Source organism: Wenyingzhuangia sp. (assembly GCF_039768515.1).
Lineage (GTDB): Bacteria > Bacteroidota > Bacteroidia > Flavobacteriales > Flavobacteriaceae > Wenyingzhuangia.
In genome coordinates this window covers 1-24,912 of the sequence record NZ_JBDNAI010000006.1, presented here as the reverse complement: position 1 = coordinate 24,912, position 24,912 = coordinate 1, and the positions used below count along the sequence as shown (strand labels likewise).

27 protein-coding genes and 1 tRNA gene are annotated in these 24,912 nt (G+C 34.7%); 18 read left to right on the top strand and 10 right to left on the bottom strand.

Annotated elements, in window-relative coordinates; translation table 11 throughout:
• The first annotated feature begins 50 nt into the window (after nucleotides 1–50).
• The 9 genes from ABF281_RS00590 (at nucleotide 51) to ABF281_RS00550 (ending at nucleotide 8,472) form a co-directional block, all read left to right on the top strand.
• Nucleotides 51–311 carry a DUF2061 domain-containing protein gene (locus ABF281_RS00590; RefSeq protein WP_347179760.1) on the top strand — a complete coding sequence of 87 codons (261 nt, stop codon included), beginning with the start codon at nucleotides 51–53 and terminating at the stop codon, nucleotides 309–311.
• Nucleotides 308–937 carry a phosphoadenosine phosphosulfate reductase family protein gene (locus tag ABF281_RS00585; RefSeq protein WP_347179759.1) on the top strand — a complete coding sequence of 210 codons (630 nt, stop codon included), beginning with the start codon at nucleotides 308–310 and terminating at the stop codon, nucleotides 935–937. The genes ABF281_RS00590 and ABF281_RS00585 overlap by 4 nt, the downstream gene beginning before the upstream one ends.
• 99 nt (nucleotides 938–1,036) lie before the next feature.
• Nucleotides 1,037–1,936 carry a sulfate adenylyltransferase subunit CysD gene (gene cysD / locus ABF281_RS00580; RefSeq protein WP_347179758.1) on the top strand — a complete coding sequence of 300 codons (900 nt, stop codon included), beginning with the start codon at nucleotides 1,037–1,039 and terminating at the stop codon, nucleotides 1,934–1,936.
• 110 nt (nucleotides 1,937–2,046) lie between these two features.
• Nucleotides 2,047–3,288, top strand: a complete 1,242-nt coding sequence (locus ABF281_RS00575; protein WP_347179757.1) for a GTP-binding protein — start codon at nucleotides 2,047–2,049, stop codon at nucleotides 3,286–3,288.
• 89 nt (nucleotides 3,289–3,377) lie between these two features.
• On the top strand, nucleotides 3,378–5,480 hold the full coding sequence (locus tag ABF281_RS00570) for a HEPN domain-containing protein (protein WP_347179756.1): 2,103 nt from the start codon (nucleotides 3,378–3,380) through the stop codon (nucleotides 5,478–5,480).
• A gap of 60 nt (nucleotides 5,481–5,540) precedes the next feature.
• The gene (gene cobA / locus ABF281_RS00565; protein WP_347179755.1) at nucleotides 5,541–6,296 is read left to right on the top strand and encodes a uroporphyrinogen-III C-methyltransferase; all 756 of its coding nucleotides are present in this window, start codon (nucleotides 5,541–5,543) and stop codon (nucleotides 6,294–6,296) included.
• Nucleotides 6,296–6,892 (top strand): bifunctional precorrin-2 dehydrogenase/sirohydrochlorin ferrochelatase, encoded by a 597-nt coding sequence (locus tag ABF281_RS00560; protein WP_347179761.1) that lies wholly within the window; start codon nucleotides 6,296–6,298, stop codon nucleotides 6,890–6,892. The genes cobA and ABF281_RS00560 overlap by 1 nt, the downstream gene beginning before the upstream one ends.
• Before the next feature lie 81 nt (nucleotides 6,893–6,973).
• Complete coding sequence (locus tag ABF281_RS00555; RefSeq protein ID WP_347179754.1) at nucleotides 6,974–8,026, top strand: NAD(P)/FAD-dependent oxidoreductase; 1,053 nt, start codon at nucleotides 6,974–6,976, stop codon at nucleotides 8,024–8,026.
• Nucleotides 8,027–8,145: 119 nt separating this feature from the next.
• Nucleotides 8,146–8,472, top strand: coding sequence for a 2Fe-2S iron-sulfur cluster-binding protein (locus ABF281_RS00550; RefSeq protein WP_347179753.1), 327 nt, complete (start codon nucleotides 8,146–8,148; stop codon nucleotides 8,470–8,472).
• A 50-nt stretch (nucleotides 8,473–8,522) separates the two neighbouring features.
• Here the strand turns inward: ABF281_RS00550 and ABF281_RS00545 are convergent, their stop codons facing one another.
• Nucleotides 8,523–9,119, bottom strand: coding sequence for a DUF1684 domain-containing protein (locus tag ABF281_RS00545; RefSeq protein ID WP_347179752.1), 597 nt, complete (start codon nucleotides 9,117–9,119; stop codon nucleotides 8,523–8,525).
• A complete protein-coding gene (locus ABF281_RS00540) occupies nucleotides 9,116–9,832 on the bottom strand; it encodes a methyltransferase domain-containing protein (protein ID WP_347179751.1) in 717 nt (238 codons plus the stop codon). Before ABF281_RS00540 ends, ABF281_RS00545 begins: the two co-directional genes overlap by 4 nt.
• A gap of 135 nt (nucleotides 9,833–9,967) precedes the next feature.
• On the opposite strand from ABF281_RS00540, the gene ABF281_RS00535 reads away from it, so the two are divergent.
• Both ABF281_RS00535 and ABF281_RS00530 read left to right on the top strand, forming a co-directional pair.
• Nucleotides 9,968–10,129: a DUF5522 domain-containing protein gene (locus ABF281_RS00535; RefSeq protein WP_347179750.1), complete on the top strand. Its 162-nt coding sequence runs from the start codon at nucleotides 9,968–9,970 to the stop codon at nucleotides 10,127–10,129.
• 8 nt (nucleotides 10,130–10,137) lie between these two features.
• Entirely contained in the window at nucleotides 10,138–10,845 is a 708-nt protein-coding gene (locus ABF281_RS00530) for a DUF4197 domain-containing protein (RefSeq protein ID WP_347179749.1), read from the top strand.
• Between the two features lie 9 nt (nucleotides 10,846–10,854).
• On the opposite strand, the gene ABF281_RS00525 is transcribed toward ABF281_RS00530, so the two are convergent.
• On the bottom strand, nucleotides 10,855–12,063 hold the full coding sequence (locus ABF281_RS00525) for an FtsX-like permease family protein (RefSeq protein WP_347179748.1): 1,209 nt from the start codon (nucleotides 12,061–12,063) through the stop codon (nucleotides 10,855–10,857).
• 4 nt (nucleotides 12,064–12,067) lie between these two features.
• Nucleotides 12,068–12,463, bottom strand: coding sequence for a 30S ribosome-binding factor RbfA (rbfA, locus tag ABF281_RS00520; protein ID WP_347179747.1), 396 nt, complete (start codon nucleotides 12,461–12,463; stop codon nucleotides 12,068–12,070).
• Between the two features lie 191 nt (nucleotides 12,464–12,654).
• Between rbfA and ABF281_RS00515 the strand changes: the two genes are divergently transcribed.
• From ABF281_RS00515 to truB, 4 genes are read left to right on the top strand one after another with little or no spacing between them, the layout of a single operon-like run.
• Nucleotides 12,655–13,533 carry a permease-like cell division protein FtsX gene (locus ABF281_RS00515; protein WP_347179746.1) on the top strand — a complete coding sequence of 293 codons (879 nt, stop codon included), beginning with the start codon at nucleotides 12,655–12,657 and terminating at the stop codon, nucleotides 13,531–13,533.
• A 3-nt stretch (nucleotides 13,534–13,536) separates the two neighbouring features.
• Nucleotides 13,537–13,773, top strand: coding sequence for a DUF3098 domain-containing protein (locus tag ABF281_RS00510; protein WP_347179745.1), 237 nt, complete (start codon nucleotides 13,537–13,539; stop codon nucleotides 13,771–13,773).
• A 5-nt stretch (nucleotides 13,774–13,778) separates the two neighbouring features.
• A complete protein-coding gene (locus ABF281_RS00505; protein WP_347179744.1) occupies nucleotides 13,779–14,573 on the top strand; it encodes an undecaprenyl-diphosphate phosphatase in 795 nt (264 codons plus the stop codon).
• Nucleotides 14,574–15,284, top strand: a complete 711-nt coding sequence (gene truB / locus ABF281_RS00500; protein WP_347179743.1) for a tRNA pseudouridine(55) synthase TruB — start codon at nucleotides 14,574–14,576, stop codon at nucleotides 15,282–15,284.
• On the opposite strand, the gene ABF281_RS00495 is transcribed toward truB, so the two are convergent.
• On the bottom strand, nucleotides 15,281–15,757 hold the full coding sequence (locus ABF281_RS00495) for an ABC transporter ATPase (protein WP_347179742.1): 477 nt from the start codon (nucleotides 15,755–15,757) through the stop codon (nucleotides 15,281–15,283). The two genes, truB and ABF281_RS00495, sit on opposite strands and share 4 nt — an antisense overlap.
• 173 nt (nucleotides 15,758–15,930) lie before the next feature.
• Between ABF281_RS00495 and ABF281_RS00490 the strand changes: the two genes are divergently transcribed.
• The gene (locus tag ABF281_RS00490) at nucleotides 15,931–16,488 is read left to right on the top strand and encodes a hypothetical protein (RefSeq protein ID WP_347179741.1); all 558 of its coding nucleotides are present in this window, start codon (nucleotides 15,931–15,933) and stop codon (nucleotides 16,486–16,488) included.
• Between the two features lies 1 nt (nucleotide 16,489).
• On the opposite strand, the gene ABF281_RS00485 is transcribed toward ABF281_RS00490, so the two are convergent.
• The 5 genes from ABF281_RS00485 to ABF281_RS00465 all read right to left on the bottom strand — a co-directional run bounded on the left by ABF281_RS00485 (nucleotide 16,490) and on the right by ABF281_RS00465 (nucleotide 23,651).
• A complete protein-coding gene (locus ABF281_RS00485; protein ID WP_347179740.1) occupies nucleotides 16,490–16,966 on the bottom strand; it encodes a regulatory protein RecX in 477 nt (158 codons plus the stop codon).
• A gap of 127 nt (nucleotides 16,967–17,093) precedes the next feature.
• Complete coding sequence (locus ABF281_RS00480; protein WP_347179739.1) at nucleotides 17,094–20,546, bottom strand: efflux RND transporter permease subunit; 3,453 nt, start codon at nucleotides 20,544–20,546, stop codon at nucleotides 17,094–17,096.
• 7 nt (nucleotides 20,547–20,553) lie between these two features.
• Nucleotides 20,554–21,687, bottom strand: a complete 1,134-nt coding sequence (locus tag ABF281_RS00475; protein ID WP_347179738.1) for an efflux RND transporter periplasmic adaptor subunit — start codon at nucleotides 21,685–21,687, stop codon at nucleotides 20,554–20,556.
• Nucleotides 21,688–21,708: 21 nt separating this feature from the next.
• On the bottom strand, nucleotides 21,709–22,983 hold the full coding sequence (locus ABF281_RS00470) for a TolC family protein (protein WP_347179737.1): 1,275 nt from the start codon (nucleotides 22,981–22,983) through the stop codon (nucleotides 21,709–21,711).
• Nucleotides 22,984–23,045: 62 nt separating this feature from the next.
• The gene (locus tag ABF281_RS00465) at nucleotides 23,046–23,651 is read right to left on the bottom strand and encodes a TetR/AcrR family transcriptional regulator (protein WP_347179736.1); all 606 of its coding nucleotides are present in this window, start codon (nucleotides 23,649–23,651) and stop codon (nucleotides 23,046–23,048) included.
• Nucleotides 23,652–23,803: 152 nt separating this feature from the next.
• Between ABF281_RS00465 and ABF281_RS00460 the strand changes: the two genes are divergently transcribed.
• The gene (locus tag ABF281_RS00460) at nucleotides 23,804–24,775 is read left to right on the top strand and encodes a polyprenyl synthetase family protein (protein WP_347179735.1); all 972 of its coding nucleotides are present in this window, start codon (nucleotides 23,804–23,806) and stop codon (nucleotides 24,773–24,775) included.
• 61 nt (nucleotides 24,776–24,836) lie between these two features.
• Nucleotides 24,837–24,910, top strand: a tRNA-Ile gene (locus ABF281_RS00455).
• Nucleotides 24,911–24,912 lie beyond the last annotated feature (2 nt).

The following is a 24,912-nucleotide window of genomic DNA, read 5'->3' as shown; positions in this document are numbered from 1 at the left end:
ATTCCCTACTTATTAGGTAGGATAATAAAATGAAGTAAACCAATTAAAAAATGATTACAGAAAAAATAATAGCAAACAGAACTGATCTCAGTTATCGTCAATCTGCTTCATCAGACTCACCTGTACGTAGTGTGATAAAAGCGGTAAGTTGGAGGTGTGTGGGGACTATAGATACCTTAGTGGTTTCATGGTTTGTTGTAGAGGATGTTGCTACAGCTTCTGCAATTGCTTCTATAGATTTTGTAACAAAAATGATTTTGTATTTTTTTCACGAACGTGCATGGAATTCAATAAAATGGGGAAAAAAATGAGTAAAAGATATTCAAGTGAGCAAGTAGCTCAATTTAATTTAGATTTAGTAGGGAAGTCACCAGTTGAGATTGTGACTTGGGCGATAAATCATTCAGAATCTCCAGTTGTAACAACAAATTTTAGACCTTACGAAGGGGCTATTTTACATGCGGTTACAAGTGTAGAGCCCTCAATTGTTGTCGTATGGTGTGATACAGGTTATAATACGCCTAACACTTACAAGCATGCCGAGGAATTGATTGCATTATTAGGTTTAAATATTGATTTGTATGTACCAAAGCAGACTTCTTCTCATAGAGATGCGGTGATGGGTATTCCTCACATAGATGATCCAATGCATAAAGAATTTACTTCTCAAGTGAAATTAGAACCATTTAAAAGAGCAATGTCGGTACACCAGCCAGATGTTTGGTTTACAAATCTTAGGAAAGGGCAAACAGCGTTTAGAGATTCTATCAGTATAGTGTCTCAAGGTGAAGATGGTGTTTTGAAAGTCAGTCCTTTCTACAATCATTCAGACGAGGAATTGGATTTATATCTGAAAGAAAATAAGATTCCAAACGAACACAAATATTTCGATCCGACAAAAGTACTTGGAAACAGGGAGTGTGGTTTACACAATTAAGACCATTTGATTTCAACAGCCAGAGGTGACGAGAAAAAAACATAAAGATTGAATGTAGTAGGTAGCAGAAAAAGCAAATACGACCAATTAAAAAACAAAATGAACGAATTAAGAGTAAATACATTAGAAAGTGAAGCCATCTACATTCTTAGAGAAGTAGCTTCACAATTTGAAAAACCAGTACTATTGTTTTCAGGAGGTAAAGATTCTATTACTCTAGTTAGATTGGCTCAAAAAGCTTTTTGGCCAGCAAAAATACCATTTCCATTTTTACACGTGGATACGGGGCACAACTTTCCTGAAACGATTGAGTTTAGAGATCGTTTGACAAAAGAGTTAGGGGTGGAGTTGATCGTACGTCATGTACAAGACAATATAGATTCAGGTAAAGTTACTGAAGAAATAGGGAAATACGCTTCAAGAAATATGTTACAAACAGAAACGTTGTTAGATGCCATAGAAGAATTCGGTTTTGATGCTTGTATTGGTGGCGCTAGAAGAGACGAGGAAAAGGCAAGAGCGAAAGAACGAATTTTTTCTGTTCGTTCTGATTTTGGAGAGTGGGATGAAAAAAATCAGCGTCCTGAATTGTTTGATTTGCTTAATGGAAAAATAGAGTTAGGTCAAAATGTACGTTGTTTTCCGATTTCGAATTGGACAGAATTAGATGTATGGTCTTATATCGAAAAAGAGCAGATTGAGATTCCATCAATTTATTTTGCTCACAAACGTAAAGTCTTCTTGAGAGACGGAATGATTTGGTCAGCAGAAGATGACGTGGTTTTTCGTGCCGAAGATGAAAAAGTGGAAGAGTTGATGGTTCGTTTTCGAACAGTGGGAGATATGAGTTGTACCGCAGCGGTATTGTCTGATGCAGTTTCTATCTCCAAAGTAGTAGAAGAAATTAGAGATTCTTCTATTTCAGAACGAGGTGCTCGTATTGATGATAAAAGATCAGAAGCAGCAATGGAGAAACGTAAACAACAAGGATATTTCTAAGGTTTAGGTTGTCTATTGGTTTTAGCTATGACTCACTGTCAATAGCTCAAAAAAAAAGGATTAAAAACAAGGTTTTTAGTAAAAACTAAAAGCCATAGCTAACAAACAAAATGGAAGTTTTAAAAATAGCAACAGCAGGAAGTGTCGACGATGGGAAAAGTACTTTGATAGGTCGTATACTTTATGATACACGTTCTCTGACTGACGATAAATTAGAAGCTATAGAGCGAACGAGTAAACAAAAAGGATTTGATTATTTAGATTTTTCTTTGGCTACCGATGGTTTAGTTGCAGAAAGAGAACAAGGAATTACAATTGATGTAGCGCATATCTACTTTTCTACCGCAAAAAAAAGTTACATCATTGCAGATACGCCTGGTCATGTAGAGTATACTCGAAATATGGTTACAGGAGCTTCTACTTCCCAGGCAGCAATTATCTTAGTTGATGCGAGAAATGGATTGATAGAACAAACATATCGTCATTTTTTCATTAATAATTTACTAGAAATAAAAGATATTATAATTGCAGTAAATAAAATGGACTTGGTAGATTTTTCTCAAGAGAAATTTGAAGTTATCAAGCAAGAGATAACTGCATTGGCTAAAAGAGCAGGTTCCACACAAAATATCACATTTATTCCTGTGTCTGCTTTGCAAGGTGACAATGTTGTGAACAAATCTAAACATACTCCATGGTATGCTGGAGCTACGCTTTTAGAGCATTTCGAATCTTTAGAAGCTCAGGATGTTTATAGAGCATCTGTAGCACGTTTACCTGTTCAAACCATCATTCGTCCTAAGACAGAAGAATTTCATGATTTTAGAGGCTATGCCGGTAAATTATATGGAGGAAGCTTGGCAATTGGAGATGAGGTAACAGTATTGCCTTCAAAGACCACCTCAAAAATAAAAGATCTCTATTTTTTTGATAAAAAATATAGTGTTGCAGAAAGAGGAACTTCTATCAATATAACTTTAGAAAATGATATCAATATTTCTCGTGGTGATCTTATCGTAAAATCATCAGAATTACCGCAAGAGACTAAAGTGCTACACGCTAAAGTATGTTGGATGGATGTAGCCAATTTGGTGGTAGGGAAAAAATACCTAATTCAACAAGGAGCAAATGTTATTGCTGCTAAAGTAACCTCGATTGATGCTTTAATTGCAACAGATTTTTCGGGGGAAAAGGAGGCTACTGCGCTACAGATTAACGAAATAGGAAAAGTGTCTTTTAAGCTAGCAAAGACCTTGTTTTATGATGCTTACACGGTAAATAAAACGACAGGTTCATTTGTGTTGATTGACCCACAAACAAATAATACCTCAGGAGCAGGATTTATACAATAAAAATTTACCGTCAAATTTTCAAGTTGTTAGATGTTAAAAATGAAGCGTCTTTACCTCTTGAATTTTAAACCTTTTAAACTCATTAAAAAATGCAAAGTTTTAGATCAGAAATAGAAAATCCAGTCGTTGAAAAAGATATCATCGAATTGGGAGATAAAATTCAACAATTTTACGATGGTAAATTAGATGAAGAGAAATTCAGAAGTTTACGATTGGCACGTGGTGTTTATGGTCAACGTCAGTTTGGTGTCCAAATGATCCGCATCAAGTTGCCCTACGGAAAAGTAACTTCTGAACAATTGTTGCGTATTTGTGATGTATCAGAAGAGTATTCAAGAGGTCGTTTGCACATTACTACTCGTCAAGACATTCAAATCCATTATGTAAGTTTGGACAGAACACCAGAATTATGGGCGGAACTAGAAAAGAGTGATGTCACTTTGCGAGAGGCATGTGGTAACGCAGTACGAAATGTAACTGCCTCCCCAGATGCAGGAATCAATCCTGAGGAGCCGTTTGATGTGAGTCCATATGCTCATGCTGTGTTTCAGTTTTTTCTACGTAATCCCATCTCTCAAGAGTTAGGACGTAAGTTTAAAGTTTCGTTTTCTTCTTCAGATGAAGATTCTGCATTGTCTTATATGCATGATATTGGTTTTATTGCTAAAATCAAGGTGATTGATGGAAGACCAGTAGTAGGATTTAAAGTGATGTTAGCTGGAGGTTTAGGTTCTCAACCTCGTTTGGCTGATGTTGCTTTTGAATTCTTGGAAGCCAATAAAATAATTCCTTATATGGAGTCTATTATACGTGTTTTCGACAGGTACGGAGAACGTTCAAAAAGAGCAAAAGCTCGTCTAAAATTCTTAGTTAAGGATTTAGGGTTCGAAGGATTTAATGAAATTGTAGCAAAAGAACAGCTAGCATTATCTAATCAGACAGTAGAAATAAGTACAGAAGGGTTCAATAATACACCAGATTTGTCAGGAATCATAGCACCTAAGGTACAAATTGACGATGTTGAGGCTTATGAAGCTTGGAAATCAAGCAACGTATTTGCACAAAAACAACAGGGTTTATTTGCCTTAGGAATCAAAGTTAATATTGGAGATTTTTATTTGCCTGAAGCGAGAGCTTTAGCAAATCTGATAAAAGAGTATGCGGCAGATGAATTGCGTTTTACATTACGTCAAAATATACTTGTCCGCCATGTACGTGAAGATTTGTTACCATTTTTTTACACACAATTAAAAGAATTAGGCTTTGCAGATTTAGGATATGAATCCGTAGCCGATATTACTGCGTGTCCTGGTACAGATACTTGTAATTTAGGAATCGCCTCATCTACAGGGGCTGCTAAAGAATTAGGTAGAGTATTAAAAGCAGAATATCCTCAGTTTGCGACTGCTTCGGATTTGGTAATTAAAATTTCGGGTTGTATGAATGCTTGTGGACAGCATAACTTATGTAATATTGGATTTCAGGGGATGTCTGTGAAATCAGGAAAGTATGTGGCTCCCGCCTTACAAGTGTTGTTAGGAGGAGGGACCTTGGGAGATGGAGCTGGTAGAATTGCAGATAAAGTAATTAAAGTTCCTTCAAAAAGAGGTCCAGAGGCACTAAGATTAATTTTAGATGATTATATTGAGAATTCAGGAGGTGTAGATTTTATATCATATTATGATAGCAAAGGAGGACAGAAATATTTTTACGATTTCTTAAAGCCATTGTCTAGCACAGACAACTTACTAGAGTCAGATTTTATTGACTGGGGGTCTGAAGATAAATATGAAAAAGCAGTAGGAACAGGAGAATGTGCGGGTGTTGTCATTGATTTAGTAGCAACACTATTGTTGGATTCAAAAGATAAATTGACAAATGCAAAAGAAACTTTAGCAGCCGGTAAATTAAGTGATGCAATTTATTTTGCATACAGTTCAATGGTCCACACCGCTAAAGCTATTTTAACAGCAGAAGGAACTAAAACCAATACGCACAATAAAATTATTTCTGATTTTAATGAAATTTTTATTCAGACAGGTAAGATTGACTTGGGTACTGATTTTGAATCTTTTATTTATAGAATTAATCAAAATGAGAAGTCACAAGAATTTGCAAAATTATACATAGAGGAAGCTGATAAATTCTATAATTTAGTCGATGATTACAGAACCACAGCGTTAGCAGAATAATGATAACTTAAAAAGTGAGGTTCCTTTAGTTAAATATTAGGAGTTATTAATAAGTAAACAATGTTGGGAAAATTAACACTTGTCGGAGCAGGTCCTGGAGATCCTGAGTTGATCACACTTAAGGGTGTGAAAGCTTTACAACAGGCAGATGTTGTCTTATACGATGCTTTGGCCAACGAAGAATTATTGAAATATGCTCCTCATGCAGAAAAAATATTTGTTGGCAAGCGAAAAGGAATTCACAAGTTCATACAAGAAAAAATTCATGAATTAATCATAACGCACACTACTAAAGGAAAACATGTCGTTCGCTTGAAAGGAGGAGATCCTTTTATTTTTGGCCGTGGTGCAGAGGAATTAAAATATGTATTAGACAAAGGGATTGAATTTGATATTGTTTCTGGGGTTACTTCAGTCATTGCTGCTCCTGCAAGCTTTGGAATTTCATTAACCCAAAGAGGGGTTAACGAAAGTTTTAGAGTCATTACAGGAACAACCTCGGAGGTAGAACTAAGTGAAGATATAGAAGCTGCTGCAAGTTCTAAAGTCACTATTGTTGTGTTGATGGGAATGAGCAAGTTGGAAAAAATTGTAAATGCTTTTTTAGCTTATGGAAAAACAGAAATTCCGGTAGCGATTATAGAGAATGGAACCTGGGATAAAGAACAATTAGCGATAGGAAAAATCAACACTATTTTGGAAATCATCAACCAAAAAGGATTGAAGAATCCCTCTATGATTGTCATAGGTGAAACGGTAAAAGAAAGTAAAGTTTTGTATGAGTATCTGTTAAATAAAAAGGGATTGAAATTATGATGAAAAAAAATCAGCTATATCCAGTTTTCTTAAAAGTGACCTCTTTAAATACATTAATTGTAGGAGGTGGAAATGTAGCCTTAGAAAAATTGTCTTTCTTGTTAAAGTCAAGTCCAGAAGCTAAAGTAACCATGATTTCTCCATTTTATAGAGAAGAAACGATCGCTAAGGCAAAGGAAGGGAAGGTAAGAATGATCGAAGGAGATTATGACTCTAGTCTATTAGAAGGCAAACACATTGTGATTGCAACAACAGATGTGCCACGTGTAAACATGAAGGTATACAACGATTGCAAAGAGCGTTCAATTTTAGTAAACTTAGCAGATAATCCTCCATATTGTGATTTTTATATGGGTGGAATTGTAACCAAGGGTAATGTGAAAATAGGAATTTCTACCAATGGTAAGTCGCCTACAATGGCCAAGCGACTGCGTCAATTTTTTGAGTCTGTTTTGCCGGAGGACATAGATGATTTAGCTGAATATTTGAATAAATATAGAGATACCATCAAAGGTGATTTTGAAGAGAAAGTTGAAAAGATGAATGCGTTTACAAAAGGCTTAGTTGGAGACGTTAAAAACAAGATAAAAGAGTAATAGGTAGGCGGTTGATTGAAAAATTATATTGATTTTTGCAATCGCGATTTAAATAGATCATAAATAAAAAATAGTAAGATCATGATTAAAACAGATATATTAATCATTGGAGCAGGACCAGTAGGAATGTTCGCAGTATTCGAAGCAGGATTGTTAAAATTACGTTGTCATTTGATTGATGCGTTAGCACAACCAGGAGGGCAGTGTTCGGAAATTTATCCAAAGAAACCTATATACGATATTCCAGCTTATCCGGAGATATTGGCAGGGGATCTGGTTGATAACTTAGCGGAACAAATTAAACCTTTTGAGCCGGGTTACACGTTAGGAGAAAGAGCACAAACAATTGAGAAATTAGAAGATGGTACTTTTAAAGTAGTTACAAATAAAGGAACAGAGCACTATGCTCCAACAGTATTTATTGCTGGCGGATTAGGGTCTTTTGAGCCTCGTAAACCACCTATTAAAGAATTGGTTGATTTTGAGGACAAAGGAGTAGAGTATATTATTCGTGATCCTGAGTTATATCGTGACAAACGAGTGGTGATCTCTGGTGGTGGTGATTCTGCTTTGGATTGGTCTATTTTCTTGTCAGATGTTGCGAGTGAAGTCTCTTTGGTACATCGTAGAAATGAGTTTAGAGGAGCTCTAGATTCAGTAGAAAAAGTAGCGGAATTGTCTAAACTAGGGAAGATCAATTTGATTACCGATGCCGAGGTTAAAGGAATTCAAGGTGATGGAAAAGTAGAATCAGTGATGATTAAGCATAAAACAGAGGGAGAAATCATCAAAGAATGTGATCACTTTATTCCATTGTTTGGGTTGTCTCCCAAATTAGGTCCTATAGGGGATTGGGGATTAGAGATTGAAAAAAATGCTATTGTTGTGAACAACGCTTTAGATTACTCCACAAATATTCCAGGTATTTTTGCTATTGGAGATGTAAATACTTATCCAGGTAAATTGAAATTAATTCTTTGTGGTTTTCATGAGGCGACGATTGCAGTTCAATATGCATACAATATCATTAACCCTGGTAAGCGTTATGTCATGAAGTATACAACAGTAAATGGTGTAGAAGGATTTGACGGAGAAAAGAAAGAAGCAAAAAAAGCAACTGTGAAAAGCATCTAATCTAAAGATGTTTTTCGTCTAGCGGCTATTCACAATCATATCCTTTCAATAGTTAAGGTTTAGGTTGTATATTTGCCTTTTAATTTTAGAATTATAAACAATTAAAATTCAGTATACTAATGTCTGATATAACCATAAAAATTAAAGATAGAGAAGGAGTTATTCACGAGTTACAAGCTCCTACAGACATGGCAATGAACATGATGGAGCTCTGTAAAGCCTACGAATTACCTGTAGAAGGAACTTGTGGAGGAATGGCTATGTGTGCTTCTTGTCAATGCTATATATTATCAGATCACGAATTACCAGAAAAGGCAGATGCTGAAGAAGACATGTTGGATCAAGCTTTTTACGTAGAAGACAATTCACGTTTGGGGTGTCAGATACCCATAACTGAAGATTTAGACGGATTAGAGATAGAATTGGCACCAGAAAGCGAAGTTTAATTGTTTCTCTGCTAAAAATTCAAAAGGTTGATGCCATGCATCAACCTTTTTTAGTATTTCACACCTGCAAGTATTGAGATGTCTAAATGGTTTTTTTTGGGAGGGATCGGGCAAATATAATTTTTATTATATGCGCAATAAGGGTTGTAAGCTTTGTTAAAATCCAAGAGGATTGTTCCTGTATATTCCTCAGGAATTCGAGTATCTAAATATCTCCCGCCAATATAGGTAGATTTCCCATTTGTAAGATCTGTGAAGGGTATAAATAAATAGTTTTCATATCCTTTTTTATTTTTAAGCCTTATACTTTGATAAATACTTAGCTGTAGTTGTTGTTTGTTAATGCTAAAAGTAGCAATTGCATACTGTTGATAGGCCTCAGACTTTCCTTTTGTGTTTTGGAGATAGAAAATAGGGGTATTGAAGGTGAATTCTAATTTAGCCTTGACGCGATACTTTTTATCTACAGGAAAGAAAGGAAGCCCAATAAATTTTTTTAGTTCTTTGGCCGGTAATGGGCTTTCGTTTTTATTTTTAAAACTTTGGACTAGGTCCTTCCTATAGGTTCTAATTTCTTTTGAATAATCTTTATGTTGAGCAAATAATATATTGCAAACAAACCCTAAAATAATGAGTATTTTATTCATGACTTCGCTTTTGTAATTCTTGCTAAATAATCATAATGATTTCCTTCTATAATCAGTTCACAGTTCAATTGATGATAAATGGCACATCTTTGTAATGTGTTGTAATCAACATATAGCCAATCAAATTTTTCAGTTTCCAGTTGTTTGTATTTCATCGAAAATTCAACCTCACCATAGTAATTTTGGCTAGCATCAATCCAATGTTCTCCCTTTTCATCTTCAAACATATAGATAACATCCGAAGAATCGATCAGAATTTGACCACTCGGATTTAAAAAACTACTCAGGTGTGTTAGGAAGTCGGCAAGTTTGTCCAGTTTACCACAAATACCTGTTCCGTTCATCAATACCAAAATGGTGTCATACTTCTCTTCCGACTTAAAATCATAAATATTGTTAATTTCAGTATGTTTCAGTCCTCTGTCTTTTGCAACCTCAATAGCGCCTTTTGAAATATCGATTCCCTTCACATTTTTCTTTTGGTCTTGTAAATACAAAGCATGATTGCCGGCACCACACCCGACATCTAATATTTTTCCTTTCGCAAGTGCTAATGCTTTTTGTTCCAGGACAGGCATTTCCTTAAAAGATCTGAAAAGATAGTTTAAGGGCAGTTCGTCTTGTTCAGAGATAGAGGAGTTTGTAAATAGTTTGTCTTTTGTGTTTTTGTCAAAATAGTACGCCTTTAAAGCAGTTCCTAAAACATCTTTCATATTTGGTAATTAAGATAAGGCAAAGGTACTTTTTTTAAGTGAATAGACAGGGTACTGTGGTGTGGAGATAATAATCATAATTGTTTCTTTTTATCAACGGGGGTTTCCTATTTTTGTTTCCCAAAAGAAATAAAGATGTTAAATATTCCAATTGAAGAGGGAGATTATTATACAAATGAACAGGGCTTTAGAGTGTTTACAGAGCAGTATCACAAAAAAAGAGGGTATTGTTGTAAAAGTGGCTGTAAGCATTGTCCTTATGGATATGATAAAAATACAGATTCTTTCAGAAAATAATTGCTTGGATGAAAAAGACAATATCATTATTTATTTTACTGGGCTTGTTAAGTTGTTCTGCACTAACTAGAGTCGACAATAAGCGTGTAGTTCTTAAAAATCAATTGAGTGCTTTAGAAGTTCAAGAAGGTTTAATAGCGGTCTTGCAGAAAGGTCTCAATGATCAGGTAGTGCCACGGGGTCAAAATAGAAATTTTTATGATCATGAATTGGATCGTGTTGGTTTTCCTTTAGGTTTACAAAAACTCGACATAGCCATGAGGAAATATGGTTTGTCAGATTTGGCAGACAAAGGTTTGTTGGGGTTAAATAGAACTGTAGCATCCTCCTTAAAAGCGGGAGTTCCGGAGCTAAAAATCGTGATTGATAGCTTGGTTTTTAAGGATGTTGATCAAATTTTACACGGGGGTAATCACGCAGTAACTGCTTATTTTTTTGATAAAAAAAAAGAGGAGCTAAATACTCTTTTTAAGCCTATTGTTAAAAAATATTTTGAAACAACAGGAGCAGATGAAGTATGGAGACTGATGATAGAAAAGTACAACCAGATTCCTTTTGTACAGAAAATAAATCCAGATTTGATAGAGGAGATAACCAAGCAAACTTTGGACTGCTTATATGATTTGATTTCCCTTGAAGAGCTTAGCATAAGAACCGAGATTACTTCGCGCAACAGTAATTTGTTAAAAAGAGTTTTTTCTTTGCAAGAACAGTAAGACTGTTCCCTATTGTTGACGGTTGTTCGTTGTCAATTTTTTAGAGATCCTTCCACTAGCCAATACACTAGCTAGTGCTCCAAAAACTACAATAGTGGTGCTAACAATCCAAATGTTTCCCCATTCAAAAGCTATAGGATAGGCGACGGATGGAGTGATCATAATCAGTTTATAATAGAGCTGCATGCGTACCATAAGAACCCCAATTCCTATTCCGATAATCATTCCTGCCAAGTTCAAAAAAAATCCATAGATACTAAAAATAAGTCTTATGTTCTTTAATGGCGTTCCAAGATTTGAAAGGGTATTGATGTCTTTTTTCTTATCTACAATAACCATAATTATAGTTCCACTGGTATTGGATAAAACCAGAACAACCACCAACAGAGAAACAAGATAAGCAATCAGTTTTTCGGAGTTTAAAATCTTATAAAATGAGCCATTGATTTCCTCTCTTTTTTCTATCTTGAAACGAGGAAGTTTTTGATTAAGGTATTTAAGTGTTTTGTTTAATTGTTCATCGTTTTCTGTTGCAAGATCAATATAACTGATTTCGTTAGGGGTTTTACTAAGTAGCTGTTGACATAAAGTCAAAGGGACGTATACGTATTTGTTTTCATCTTGGTTTTGGCTAGAAATAACACCCACAACTTGTGGTTTTATGGTGTTGATGGTTTTGGTAGAGGTTGTGATATATCCCTTACCTGGTTTAGGAACATAGACTTGAAGGAGGTCTGAATAAACATTTAGATCGAGTTTTCGAGTCAGCTGGTACTCTGTAATACATGCATTTTTGCTGTTGTTATCAAACCAATCTCCAACGATGATTAATGAATCAAGAGGGGTGACCTTGTTAAAAAGGCTATCGACACCTTTTATATATGCAATCTCTTCTTTGTCTTTGTTTTTAAAGAAAGCACGTTCTTCAAGTATTTTAGTGTAGAAAGTAGTATGGGATAGGCCCTCCATGACCTCAGAAAAATGTTCGTCAATGATAAAGGTTTTCCCTTTTTTTGGACTGATTCGAAGATCAGGAGTACTAGCTTTTAAAATACCTAAGCTGTAGTTTTCGATTCCAGAAAATACAGAAAGAACAATAAAAAGAGCAGTCGTACCTGCTACAACCCCCAAGCAAGCCAAAATAGTAACAATATTAATGATATTATTACCGCTTTTAGATTTTAAATATCTTTTGGCAATATATAGAGGGAATTTCAAAAGCTTAAGATTTTTTTCTTTTTTCTAGAATTTCAGGATTAAATATTGGGTTTTTGTCTTTCCCTTGTAATGAATCATCAATATTTTCAATGTAATCTAACGAGTCATCACCAAAAAATAATAGGTTTGGCATGCGTCTCAATTGGCCTTTTGTACGTTGAGCAAGTTCGTGACGTATTCCAGCAACATTTTCAGTTACAGCATTTATAATTTCTGTTCTTTTTTCTGATGGGAAAACACTTAAATAAGCTTTGGCTTGACCCAAATCTGCAGTGACAGATACTTTTGAAACTGAAATAATTACACCACGTAAACCATTTCTAGCATCAAGTTGTAATACCTCGGCTAAATCTTTTTGAATGACCCCTGCTATTTTCTTTTGTCTATTTGTTTCTTCCATTCTGCAAAGATACAATATGCAATGAACAATTACTAGGTCAGTATCTAAGATTCACAATTACTTTTCGGAATTGTAAGATGATCTCATGTTCAAAAGATAGGTAAATAATAAGATGCTTATAATTCTGTGCACTTGATTTTTTAAAATCATTTTTTGATAGTACCTTGCAAAAAATATATTGAGAGTACAACATGTCAAAATCTTTTGAAAAGTATCAAAAAAGACGTTTACAAGCTTCATACTTGTCTGTGGTATTAAGTATAACTTTAGTTTTGTTGATGGTTGGTTTTTTGGGTTTAACTGTTTTAAAATATCGAAATCTAAGTGGTTATTTTAAAGAAAAAGTGAGTGTAACATTATACTTGAAAAACAATGTTACGGTTGCACAGCAAGCTACCATAAAAAAGAGTTTGTTGAACAAAGAATTCACGAATACGGTAAGGTTTGTTTCAAAAGAGCAAGCGGCCCAAGAATTTAGCAAAGACATCGGAGAAGATTTTTTGAAATTTCTAGGAGACAATCCCTTGAAGAGCTACTATGAAATCACTTTGAAAGCTGATTTTGTTAATCCGGCAAAGTTAATTTACATAGGTAAAGAACTGGAACAAGATCCATTTATCGAAGAAGCTGCTTACGATGCTCCCTTGGTAGATTTATTAACGAAAAACATAAAAAAAATTGGTTTTTGGTTGGTTGTAGTCGTGTCAATATTAGCAGTGATTGCAGTTTTGTTATTGAACAGTTCGATTAGACTTTCCATTTATTCTAAAAGATTTACCATAAAAACAATGCAAATGGTTGGAGCAACTAAATCGTTCATACGTGTGCCTTTTATATTGAGTAGTATGCGTTTAGGCATGATAGGAGCTTTCTTTGCTTCGACTATTTTACTTTTCGTGTGTTATAAAATAAATCATAAGTTACCTGCTTTACAGTTGATGGAGGATGTTAGGGTGCTCTCTTTTGTTGTAGGTGGGGTATTTGGCTCTGCTTTATTGATCACAGCGGTAAGCGCATTTATGGCCACCCAAAGATTTTTAAGATTGAAAACAAATCAACTCTATTTCTAAAATATGAAAAAAAAAATTGCCCAGGATTTTGTGTTTGAAAAAAGAAATTACCAGCTAATGATTGTTGGATTGTTGTTTATTGCAATAGGTTTTGTTTTGATGTCTGGTGGAGGTTCAGATACGCCAGTAGTATTTGATGAATCTATATATAACTTCAGAAGAATTAGAGTGGCACCTACCCTTGTGCTAATAGGATTTGGAGTAGAGATTTGGGCCATTTTAGCTAAACCTTCAAAGTAAATGTCATGGATCTGTTAGAGGCAATAATTTTAGGATTGATACAAGGTTTGACTGAGTTTTTGCCAGTCTCTTCAAGTGGTCATTTAGAACTGGCTAAGTTTATCATGGGTGACAGTGCTTTGCCAGAAGAAAGTTTGACGTACACGGTGGTATTACATTTTGCAACAGCATTAAGCACGTTGCTTATTTTTAGAAAAGAAGTAATTCAGGTTTTTAGAGGTTTGTTTCAGGGTAAAATCAATCAAGAGTTTATGTTTTCTTTAAAAATTATGATATCCATGTTGCCAGCGGTATGTGTAGGGTTGGTGTTTGAAGAAGTGTTGGCTTCTTTTTTTGGAGGTAAAATTTTGTTGGTAGGATTGATGTTGTTGATTACTTCGGTGTTGTTATTATTAGCAGATAGATCAAAAACAACGAGCAAAGATGTTTCGATGTTTGGAGCTCTTGTTATTGGATTGTCACAAGCAATTGCGATGCTGCCAGGAATTTCAAGATCTGGAGCTACGATTTCTACCTCAGTTCTCTTAGGTGTGGATAGAAATAAAGCGGCTAAGTTTTCTTTTTTAATGGTTGTGCCGTTAATACTTGGGAAGATCGCTAAAGATATTTTAGGAGGTGATATTCATTTCTCCTCAGAAGAAATAATCCCTATGGGAGCTGGTTTTATTGCAGCTTTCATTGCTGGATTGATGGCTTGTCAATGGATGATTGCTTTGGTGAAAAAAAGTAGATTGATATACTTTTCCGTTTATTGTTCAGTCGTAGGGTTAGTAGCCGTTGGATTTACCATTTTTACTTAAATGAAAACACTAGAAGCGTACAAAGAAGGTCAAGTATTATTGATTGATAAACCCTTACACTGGACTTCATTCCAAGTGGTAAATAAACTTCGTTGGGTCATCAAACAACACTTTGGCATCAAGAATATTAAAGTTGGACATGCGGGCACACTAGATCCTTTAGCTACAGGTTTGTTGATCTTGTGTACCGGGAGGTTTACCAAGAAGATTGAGACGTATCAAGCCCAGCACAAAGAGTATACAGGGACCATTACTTTAGGAAGTACTACGCCTAGCTACGATTTAGAAACTCAAATTGATAAAACATTTCCAACTGAGCATATCACAACAAGTATGATTCAGGAAACTACAAAAAAGTTTATAGGAGAAATAGATCAAGTTCCACCCATATTTTCGGCAATTAAAAAAGAAGGAAAGCGTCTGTATGAATTGGCTAGACAGGGGAAGACCACAGAAATAAAATCAAGAAAAATAACCATTTCAGAATTCGAGATATTAGCACTTGATTTTCCAAACATACATTTCAGAGTAGCTTGCAGCAAAGGAACTTATATCCGTTCTCTGGCGTATGATTTTGGAAAAGCGTTGAATTCAGGGTCTCATTTATCGGCATTGAGAAGAACAAAAATTGGTGATTTTCAAGTTGATCATGCTGTAACCATAAATAGTTTTTTGGAAGATTTCGGATTAGAGGCTGACGAAAAAAATTAAAACATCCTCCCGTACCATGTGTCCTTAGCAGGTAATTCCCAGTCAGAATTTAACTCTTCTTTGGTGTTGATTAGGTGGTCAAAAACAACTGTGTCTGTGTTGACACTTTTGTTTTTAATGAGTTTTTTAAACTCCTTCACCTCTTTGTATTGTACATGTTCACCTTGCTTAAAGCAGACATTTAGTTTGTCCAGCAATTCAATATCATGTGTTATTTGTAGCTTAAAGATAAAAGAAACCAAATCATCAATAATACGAGTGGTTATGGGTTTACTTTGATTAATGGCTATGACAATAAAGCGTTGGTATTTGATTTCGAAACCCGCTTCAATTTCATTTTCAAGCGCCCATTGGGTCACAAAATCTTTAACTTTTCTATCGATCTCTTTTAAAAGTTCTGGATAAAATTTTTTGTTGCTAGGGTACAAAAAGACTTTAGCGTTATTTTCAAGCTGTTCAAAATCTAGAAACATATAACGTGTTTTGTTTTTACAAATATATTAGCTAAATATCGAATAATTCGGTATTTTTTAAAGAAGTTGCATTGATTGTTTTATGACTAAAGAAATGAAAAAGGGGAATATGTTATTGTATATCTCAAAAGTAACATCGTCGTATTTCAATGAGTAATCCTATATTTGTGCTTATGAAACAGAAAAATTTGTTTGTACTGGTGTTGCTCGTTTTTATGTTTTCTTGTAAAAACAGTAAAGAGGTTAAGCTTGAAGAAGAGTTAACTTCTAAAGTCAAGTATCAAAATATTAAAGATGAGGTAGTCGAAATAGATACGTTATTGTCGGTAGAATTGATTTATAAGGATTCTGTTATCGGGTGGAAAGGGTATGCAGAAGTGGAAAAAGACTTGCAGCTTTTAAAAAAGTGTTCCCCAAATGAAGTTCTAAACCTATCACAAAAATTAGTTAATGATGTGGTGTTGATGAAAGATTCAATCCATGTTGTTTCTCTGAATGAAAAAGGAATAAGAGCTAGGATGAATACACTTTACAATCAGGCTTTAAGACTGCAAGAGATGAAGGACATACCTGCGATTACAGTACAAGAAATCGTTAAACAGACTCAGAGTGTTTTTACACTTCACAACATGATTAATGATAAAATCAATGCTATTTATGAGCAAAAAAAATTTGAAAAGGAGTTGTTGGAGAATCAATTTTTCTTTTCAAAACTAGATTCCATAGAGTAGTTCAAGATGAGAACGAAGATAGTGTCTCGTAAATTAAGTTAGATTCGTATCCTTTTCTAAGTAAGTAATCATTTACTTTCTTTTTTTTCTTATAATAATTAGACTCTTTGGTGTTGTTCCATTTCTGTGTAGCCAAGTCTTCAAGAACCTCTAAGTATTCCTCTTCGTCTATTTCTTTTAATGCTGTTTTAATATTATAGGCAGATATTTTTCTGAACTTTAGTTCTTGTGTGATTCTAACTTTTCCATATTTTTTGATTCTAAACTTACCCCTAGCAAAACTTTGAGCAAAACGTTCTTCATTCAGGAAATTGTGTTCTAAAAGATGAAGAATGATCACTTCACAAGCTTGAGGAATCATTCCCATTTTAAACAATTTTTCTTCTACTTCTTTATGGCATCTATCCTGATAGATGCAGTAGTTTTCTAGCGCTCTTTTCGCTTCTTCAACGGTATATGTTTTTTTTGAGAATTTCATCAGGTGAAATTAGGCATATTAAATGGGATGTGTTTTAAATGGTTAGTTATGTTTTTTTAAGATGGCTCGGTTTAGTAAAAAGGCTATTTGAAAGAATCAAATAGCCTTTAGAGAAAAACTTTTTAATTTATCTATTTTTAATTCTAACTTTTAATTTGTGTAACAAGTAAAAGAGCACTGGAACAATAATTAAAGTTAAGAAAGTAGCAAAGGTTAGTCCAAAAATAACGGTCCATGCTAGTGGCCCCCAGAAGATTACGTTATCACCTCCCATGTATATGTTTGGATTTCCTGTATTGAAAAGAGCAAAAAAGTCTATATTGAAGCCTATTGCAAGAGGTATCAAACCAAATACAGTAGTGATTGCCGTTAATATAACCGGTCTCAGTCGAGCTTTCCCCCCTTGGACAATTGCTTCACGCGCATGTTCAACTGAAATGATTTCTCCTTCTGGTAGCGCCAATTCTTCAGCCTTTCTATCCAATAGCAATTGTGTGTAATCCAACAATACTACACCATTATTTACCACAATACCGGCTAAAGAAATGATTCCCATCATCGTCATCATAATTACAAAACTCATTCCGATTCCAATGATTCCAAAGAATACACCTGTGAAACTCAAGAAAATAGCCACCATAATGATGGCAGGTTTTGTTACGGAGTTAAATTGGAAGACCAAGATGAACATGATCAAACCAAGTCCTGTTATTAAGGCGCCCATCAAGAAGGACATTTGTTTGTTTTGTTCTTCAATTTGCCCTGTGAAATCGAAAGTGATTCCTTTAGGAGAATTAAATTCGGCCATTTCTAACTCTATGAGTTTTACTACTGCTGCAGCATCTTTATATCCAGGAGCCAAAGCAGAATATACGACAACTGTTCTGTTTCCATTTTTGTGTTTGATCGCACTGAAAGAGGAAGTGTTTCTCTGAGATATCAATGCCGAGATAGGAACTTCCTTAAGTTGTCCGTCAATTTGACTTCGGAACACAATATTTTGATTAAATAGCAAGCTTGAATTGCTTCGGTCTTCTGAATTGAAACGAATATAGATATCATAATCCTCGCCATCTTCTTTGTAAACACTTGCTTTTTCTCCAAAAATTGAACGTCTAAGTTGATTGGCGACCAATACTACAGGTACTCCCAGTGCACCTGCTTTCTTTCGGTCTACGTAAACTTCCATGGCAGGTTTTGCTCTATTTACATCAATCTTAAGCTCATCGATTCCGGGTATATTTCTATCGGAGATAAATTTCTGCATTTTTTGAGCTACATTGATCAATTCCGAATAGTCATTACCTTGTAGTTCAATATTGATAGGGTATCCTGCAGGAGGTCCAGCAGCATCCTTTTCAACTGAAATTAAAATTCCTGGGAACTTGTTTTTTAAGTCTTCTTGAACCTTAAGTCTTAACTCTTCTGAGTCTGCCCCTTTTCGGTATTTGTATTCTCGCATTGTAGCGGTAATTTTACCTCTATGTGGCATTTCAGAATCATTGCTATCTGTGTTGGGGTTTCCTGCTCCCATTCCTACTTGAGATACTGCAGATTCAACTAAAAAGTTGTAGCCATTGTCTAAGTAAACTTCTTCGTTTAAAATCCTGTAGACACGGCTTTCAATTTTTTTAGTAATATCATTCGTTTTTTTTATGTCTGTCCCTTGAGGATACTCAAGGTAAACAATGATTTGATTGGGTTTATTGTCCGGGAAAAATTCAACTTGAGTTTTTCCTGAAGCGACTGATGCACCAAATACCATGAAAGAGAGGATGAGGAGTACAAAAGTTCCCACAATAAGAAAATAGGGTTTCCAACCTTTTAATGAAAATCGTATTGCTTTTTCGTAGCCATTTTCAAATGAAATCAATATTTTTTCCTGGAAATAGACCGCTCCATCTTTGATAAAAAGTCTGTACAACCAAAACAATAAACAAGTCAAAATCATTAAGCTCCCAAAGCCATGAACTGGTCCACCAAAAAGTAGGATTGGTATTCCAAATCCACAGAGAATAAGAGTTAGTTTTGTAAGTTGTTTATAGGTCAGTTTCTTTTCATCAACAGACATGAATTGAGAGACCAAAACAGAATTAAAAAATATAGCTACAAATAAAGAAGAACCCAATACGATTGATAACGTGATTGGAAAGTACTTCATGAATTGTCCCATAATCCCTGGCCATAAGCCAAGAGGGATAAACGCAGCGACAGTGGTTGCTGTTGAAATGATGATTGGAAACGCAATTTCACCAATACCTTTTTTGGCTGCTTCTTTTCTTGACATTCCTTCGTTATCCATCAATCGGTAAACATTTTCAACTACAACTATACCGTTGTCTACTAGCATTCCTAATCCCATGATCAATCCAAAAAGAATCATAGTATTCATTGAATAACCTAAAAGGTTAATGATCCAGAAAGACATAAACATAGACATTGGAATCGCGAAACCAACAAATAACGCGTTTCTAAATCCTAGGAAAAACATTAACACCAAGATGACTAATAAAATACCGAAGATAATGTTGTTTACTAAGTCATCAACTTGGTTAAGGGTATTAGAGGATTGATCGTTGCTGATGCTTACTTCTAAATCATTTGGTAAGTAAGTTGTTTTTGCATTTTTGACAATCTCTTTGATCTTATTTGCCGCCTCAACCATGTTTTTACCAGCTCTTTTCTTAACGTCGAGCATGACGACTGTTTTGCCCCATTCACGAGCATAAGTGGTTTTTTCTTTTTCTTGAAAAAAAACATCCGCGACATCTCTAAGGTACACGATACCTCCTTGTCTCTTGATCACAAAATCTTTGAGGTCATTTGGATGTTGGATTTCTCCTAAGATCCTTATTGTTCTGCGCTGTCCACTTGCGATTAAGTTTCCTGCCGACATGGTCACATTTTCTTGTCTTATTGCGTTTATGATGTCGTCAAAGCTGACTTTGGCAGCACTCATTTTGTAGACATCAACAGCAATTTCGATCTCTTTTTCTTGAGCTCCTCGGAGATCAACTTTCTTAATCTCAGGGAGTTTTTCGATTTTATCCTCTAAAAGCTCCGCAAAAGTTTTTAACTTTTCAACGGTATAATCTCCAGTAAGATTGATGTTAAGAATCGGCATTTCTTCTGAAATGTTTAAATCAAAAACAGCAGGATCTACCTTCGCTCCATTAAAAGTTGGCCAATCCTCTCCAGCCTTTACACCATCAACCTGATCTTTAACTTTTTGTTTTGCAGACGCTACCGTAATTTTTTCATCAAATTCAACAATGATAATTCCATAATCCTCTTGTGAAGTAGAGGTTACTTTGGTTACATTGCTGACATTCTCTAAAACATCTTCTAGTGGATCGATAATCAAGCGTTCTATATCCTCGGCAGTATTCCCGGGATACATGGCATTGATGTATATTTTCGTTTCCTTTACTTCAGGAAAATTTTCTCTTGGTAGGGTATTGTAGGCGCCGATTCCTAAGATCAACATCAATCCTGCCAAGACATACATGGTGGTCCTATTGTTGATTGCCCAAGACGACCATGCAAATTCTTTAGTGGTGGTTTTTTTATTTTTAGACATACTCAACTTAGTTTATAATCGTTATTTTTTGCCCTTCTTTAACCGATCTAGCTCCTTCTACAATAACAAGAGTATTTGGCGCCAAACCTTTGGTAACTTCAATATCATTTTTGTTTGTTTTGCCTAGCTCAACAAAGGTTTTTACAGCGGTGTATGAATTTCCTTTTTTAGCAGCTGTATATACATACTCCTCATTGTTTTCGTTTTCAGAAATAATGCTTTGAGGAATTAAAATAGCATTTTCATTAAAGTAATCGTTGATGCTTAAGTGGACAGACATATTTGGTTTCGCTTCAATACTTTTGGGTACATCAAGTTCTATTTTGAATTTTCTGTTGTTTGGATTGATGTAATTTCCAGTTTGAGTAATTATGGTTTCTGCATTGGCGTCTAAGACAGGAATATGTAAGCCTACTTTTTTACCTTTTTTAACATTTTTGATAAATGTTTCTGGGATCTCTGCACCAATTGTCATATGGTCCAAGTTGATCAAACGAACAATTGGAGATTGACCTGGTGCAACAAAAGAACCTTCTTCTGTAATGATGTCATCAATAATTCCGCTAAATGGCGCTTTTAGTTGAGTTTTTCCTATTTGTACTCTCAGATTATCTACAGCTTTAGATTTCGCTTCATAAACTGTTTTGGCTTGTAAGAATTGGATTTCAGAACCAATTTTTTGATCCCAAAGGCGTTTTTGTCTTTCAAAAGTAGTTTTTGCTAAATTGGCATCAGCGACCAACTGTTCTAGTTGAAAGTTTAAACCCGATTCATCAATCAAAGCAATGATTTGACCTTTGTTTACTTTTTGACCCTCTTCAATTAAAAGAGTTTTTAAAGTTCCTCCAATCTCTGGAAAAAGAATGATGTTTTGTTTTGTTTCTACATTACCTTGTACCTCTATATAATGATAAAATTCTGTCGGTTTCGTTGTTAAAGTAGAAACCAAAGTAAACTTCTTAACGGTGTCTAGCTTAGCAATAGCATTTTCTAGTGTTTTGACATCACTTAGCAAAATGTTTCTTTTGGCTTTAATTTCTTTGATATTATTTGATTTGATAACCTCAGAAATTGTTTGTTCTTTTTTTGACCCACACGCAATCATTGTAATTGCAGAAATGGTTAATATTATTTTTTTCATAATTCTGTTTTTGAGAGCGTTTTAGTTTTGTAATGCGTTAAGTTCAGTTTTTTTATTGATCACATTGACCATTGCTTGTAGGTATTCTTGTTGGCTACTGTATAGTTGCATCTGCGCTTGTCTTAACTCAAAGCTACTAGCGATACCTTCTTTGTATTTGATGTTGTTTTTATTTTCTATGCGTTCAGCCAACCTAAGATTAAGTATTTTGTTTTCAAGTGTGTTTAGAGCCAAATCCAAATCAGATTGTGCCTTTTCGTAGTTGATTTCTATTTGTTGTTCAGTGTCAATGAGTTTGTTCTGAGAGATTTTCCAGTCTATTTTAGCTCTTTTTCTTTTTGCGGTACTTCCAAAGGATGAAAAAATAGGAATGTCAATGTTTACACCCACTAAAGCCGTTGAGATCCAAGTTTGCGATTTTTCAAAGAAACTAAAACTTTGGCTATTACCAATATTACTCCCAGCTACAAAACCACGAATTGAGGGCAATAGCTTTGCTTTCTCTAAGTTGAATAACAACTTTTTTGAAGTCGTTTCGTTTTCTGCTATTTGGTAGTCAATATTATTGAAAACAGAAAAGTTTTCAAGGGTTGTTGCTTTAGAAGTTGTTCTTTGTATTAGCGTATGTAGACCTTCAGTCAACCTGATCTCTTTGTTGTTGCTTATACCTAGTGTAAGTTTTAACATCTTTAAAGAAATAACGTGCATTTGTTTCAAGCTGTTTAGGTTGTTTTCTAAGTTGTTCAGTGTGATCTGTAATTGTTCAATATCTTCTTCTTCAACAAATCCATTTGCCAACATAATTTTAGAATCCTCTAGATTTTTTTTGATGTTGATGATGTTTTTTTCAATCAGCTTACAGCTTTCTTCCGTTAGCAAAACATTATTGTAGGCGCCAGTAACCGCTTTTGTGACCTCTAGCTCAGTTTTTATTTTAGCGTTTTTTGTGATGTCTAAAAATACTTTTGCAGACTGAAGCGCAACAATATATGAGCCATCAAAAATAAGTTGACTCAGGGTGACACTGGGTGTTAAGCTATATTTAGGAAACATAAATGCAGCCAGTGGGAATCCTTCAAGCATTTCGTCTGTCAGAGGGTATTGAATGTAATTTGTGTATTCAATTTTACCGTTGATTTGTGGAAGCCCCATGGCGGTGGTTTCCCATTTTTGTTGCTTTGCGGCCTCAATGTTTAATAGACTGTTTTTTGAGGATCTGTTGTTTGCAATTGCAAAATCTATAGCTTCTGAAAGTGTGAATTCATTTTTCAAAACTTCACTGTTTTGAGCCCGCATACTAGAAGGTATGATTGCATATGCGAGGAAGCAAATAAAAATTTTAGGAAGTATTCTCATTCTTAATTTTGTTTGTTATTTATGATTTGTTCTAGTTTTTCAATTCCTTTTGTAGTCGATATCGCTTTGATGTGATATTGTAAATAATCGGTCATCAATTCCTTTTTTCTAAATTCTTTTTCAGGAAAAATATGTTCATCTTTAATCCCATTAATACCCGTAAAATAGATTCTTGTGACGAAATCAGTATTCAAGTTTGGTAAAAACAGTCCGTCTTTAATTCCTCTCTTTAAGTTTTTTTCAATACAAGCTTTCATCATTCCGAAATGTTTGTTTTTCATTTTTTGATGAATTTCAGGGAAGAATTTTTGTAATTGGTGTTGAGGAGAAATATTTTCATTACTAAAGTTAGTGAAAACAAATTTTTTGATTTCGAACAATTCTTTAATTGAGTTTTCTTCTTTGCCACAGATAAAGTTGATCCCTTGGCAAACTTTTTCAAAAATTAGCGAGGTACTTTCTTCAACCAATTTGTTCTTGTTTGCAAAATGCGAATAAATGGTTTTTTTGGATACCCCTAGCGCACTTGCGATATCATCCATTGTGACACTCTTAAAGCCAAGGTTTAAAAACATTTCAGAGGCTTTGTTCAGTATTTTGTATTTCATCAAATCGATCCTTGTATCCACAGTGCAAATATAGGACAGGAAACTATAAAAACAATTAAAGTTTCCTAAGTTTTAACTAGATATAAATATTTGTTAAATTTGATTTTTTAAAGCCTAACAATGTGTTACTTTTACTTTAAAAACTTTAACATTTGGACTTATCAAAATATAGCAATTCGTTTTTGTCTTTTTTAAAAGCACAAACAACATTCAAAGAACCTAGTCATCTTTATGATCCCGTGGATTATATCCTTTCGTTAGGAGGAAAAAGAATTAGACCATTGCTTACACTAATGAGTGTAGATGCCTTTGGCAAAGACTACCAACTAGGTTTGCATGCGGCATTGGCGGTAGAGGTTTTTCATAATTTCACTCTTTTACATGATGATATTATGGACGACGCCCCTTTACGAAGAGGAAAAGCTACTGTACATGAAAAATGGGATGTTAACACTGCAATCCTTTCTGGTGATGCGATGATGATTTTGGCAAATCAATATTTAGAAGCATACGACGGTGAGACCTATAAAAGATTGATGCACTTGTTCCAAAAGACAGCCTTAGAAGTTTGTGAAGGTCAACAGTATGATATGGATTTTGAAACTAGAGGAGATGTTTCTATACCAGAATACATAGAGATGATTCGTTTGAAAACATCGGTATTGGTTGCGGCAGCTTTAAAAATGGGTGCCATTATTGCAAATGCTACCGAAGCAGACGCAGAAGGAATGTATCAATATGGTTTGAGTTTAGGCTTGGCATTTCAATTGCAAGATGATTATTTAGATGCTTTTGGAGATCCAGAGACCTTTGGAAAACAAGTGGGAGGAGATATCATTGAAAATAAAAAGACTTTTTTGTTTTTAAAAGCGTATCAGAATCTCGAAGGAGCTGAACAAGCTCAGTTGTTAGAATTGTTTACTCACCAACAAGTAGATCTTGATTTTAAAATTGAAAAAGCAAAAGAATTATTTGTTAAGTCCATGGCTGTTAAAGAGATACAGCAAGAGATAAAAAATTATACTCAGCACGCTTTTGAGGTGCTAGATCATGTTGCGATATCTTCAAAAACAAAAGAAAAATTGATTGGTTTTGGGAATTATTTAATGAGTAGAAAAGTATAGGTAGAAAAGCTCTATTTTATTTGTTAGAATATAAAAATATATTAAATTTGCCACCGCTTTAGGTCTCATAGCTCAGCTGGTTAGAGCACCTGACTCATAATCAGGGGGTCCTTGGTTCGAGCCCAAGTGGGACCACT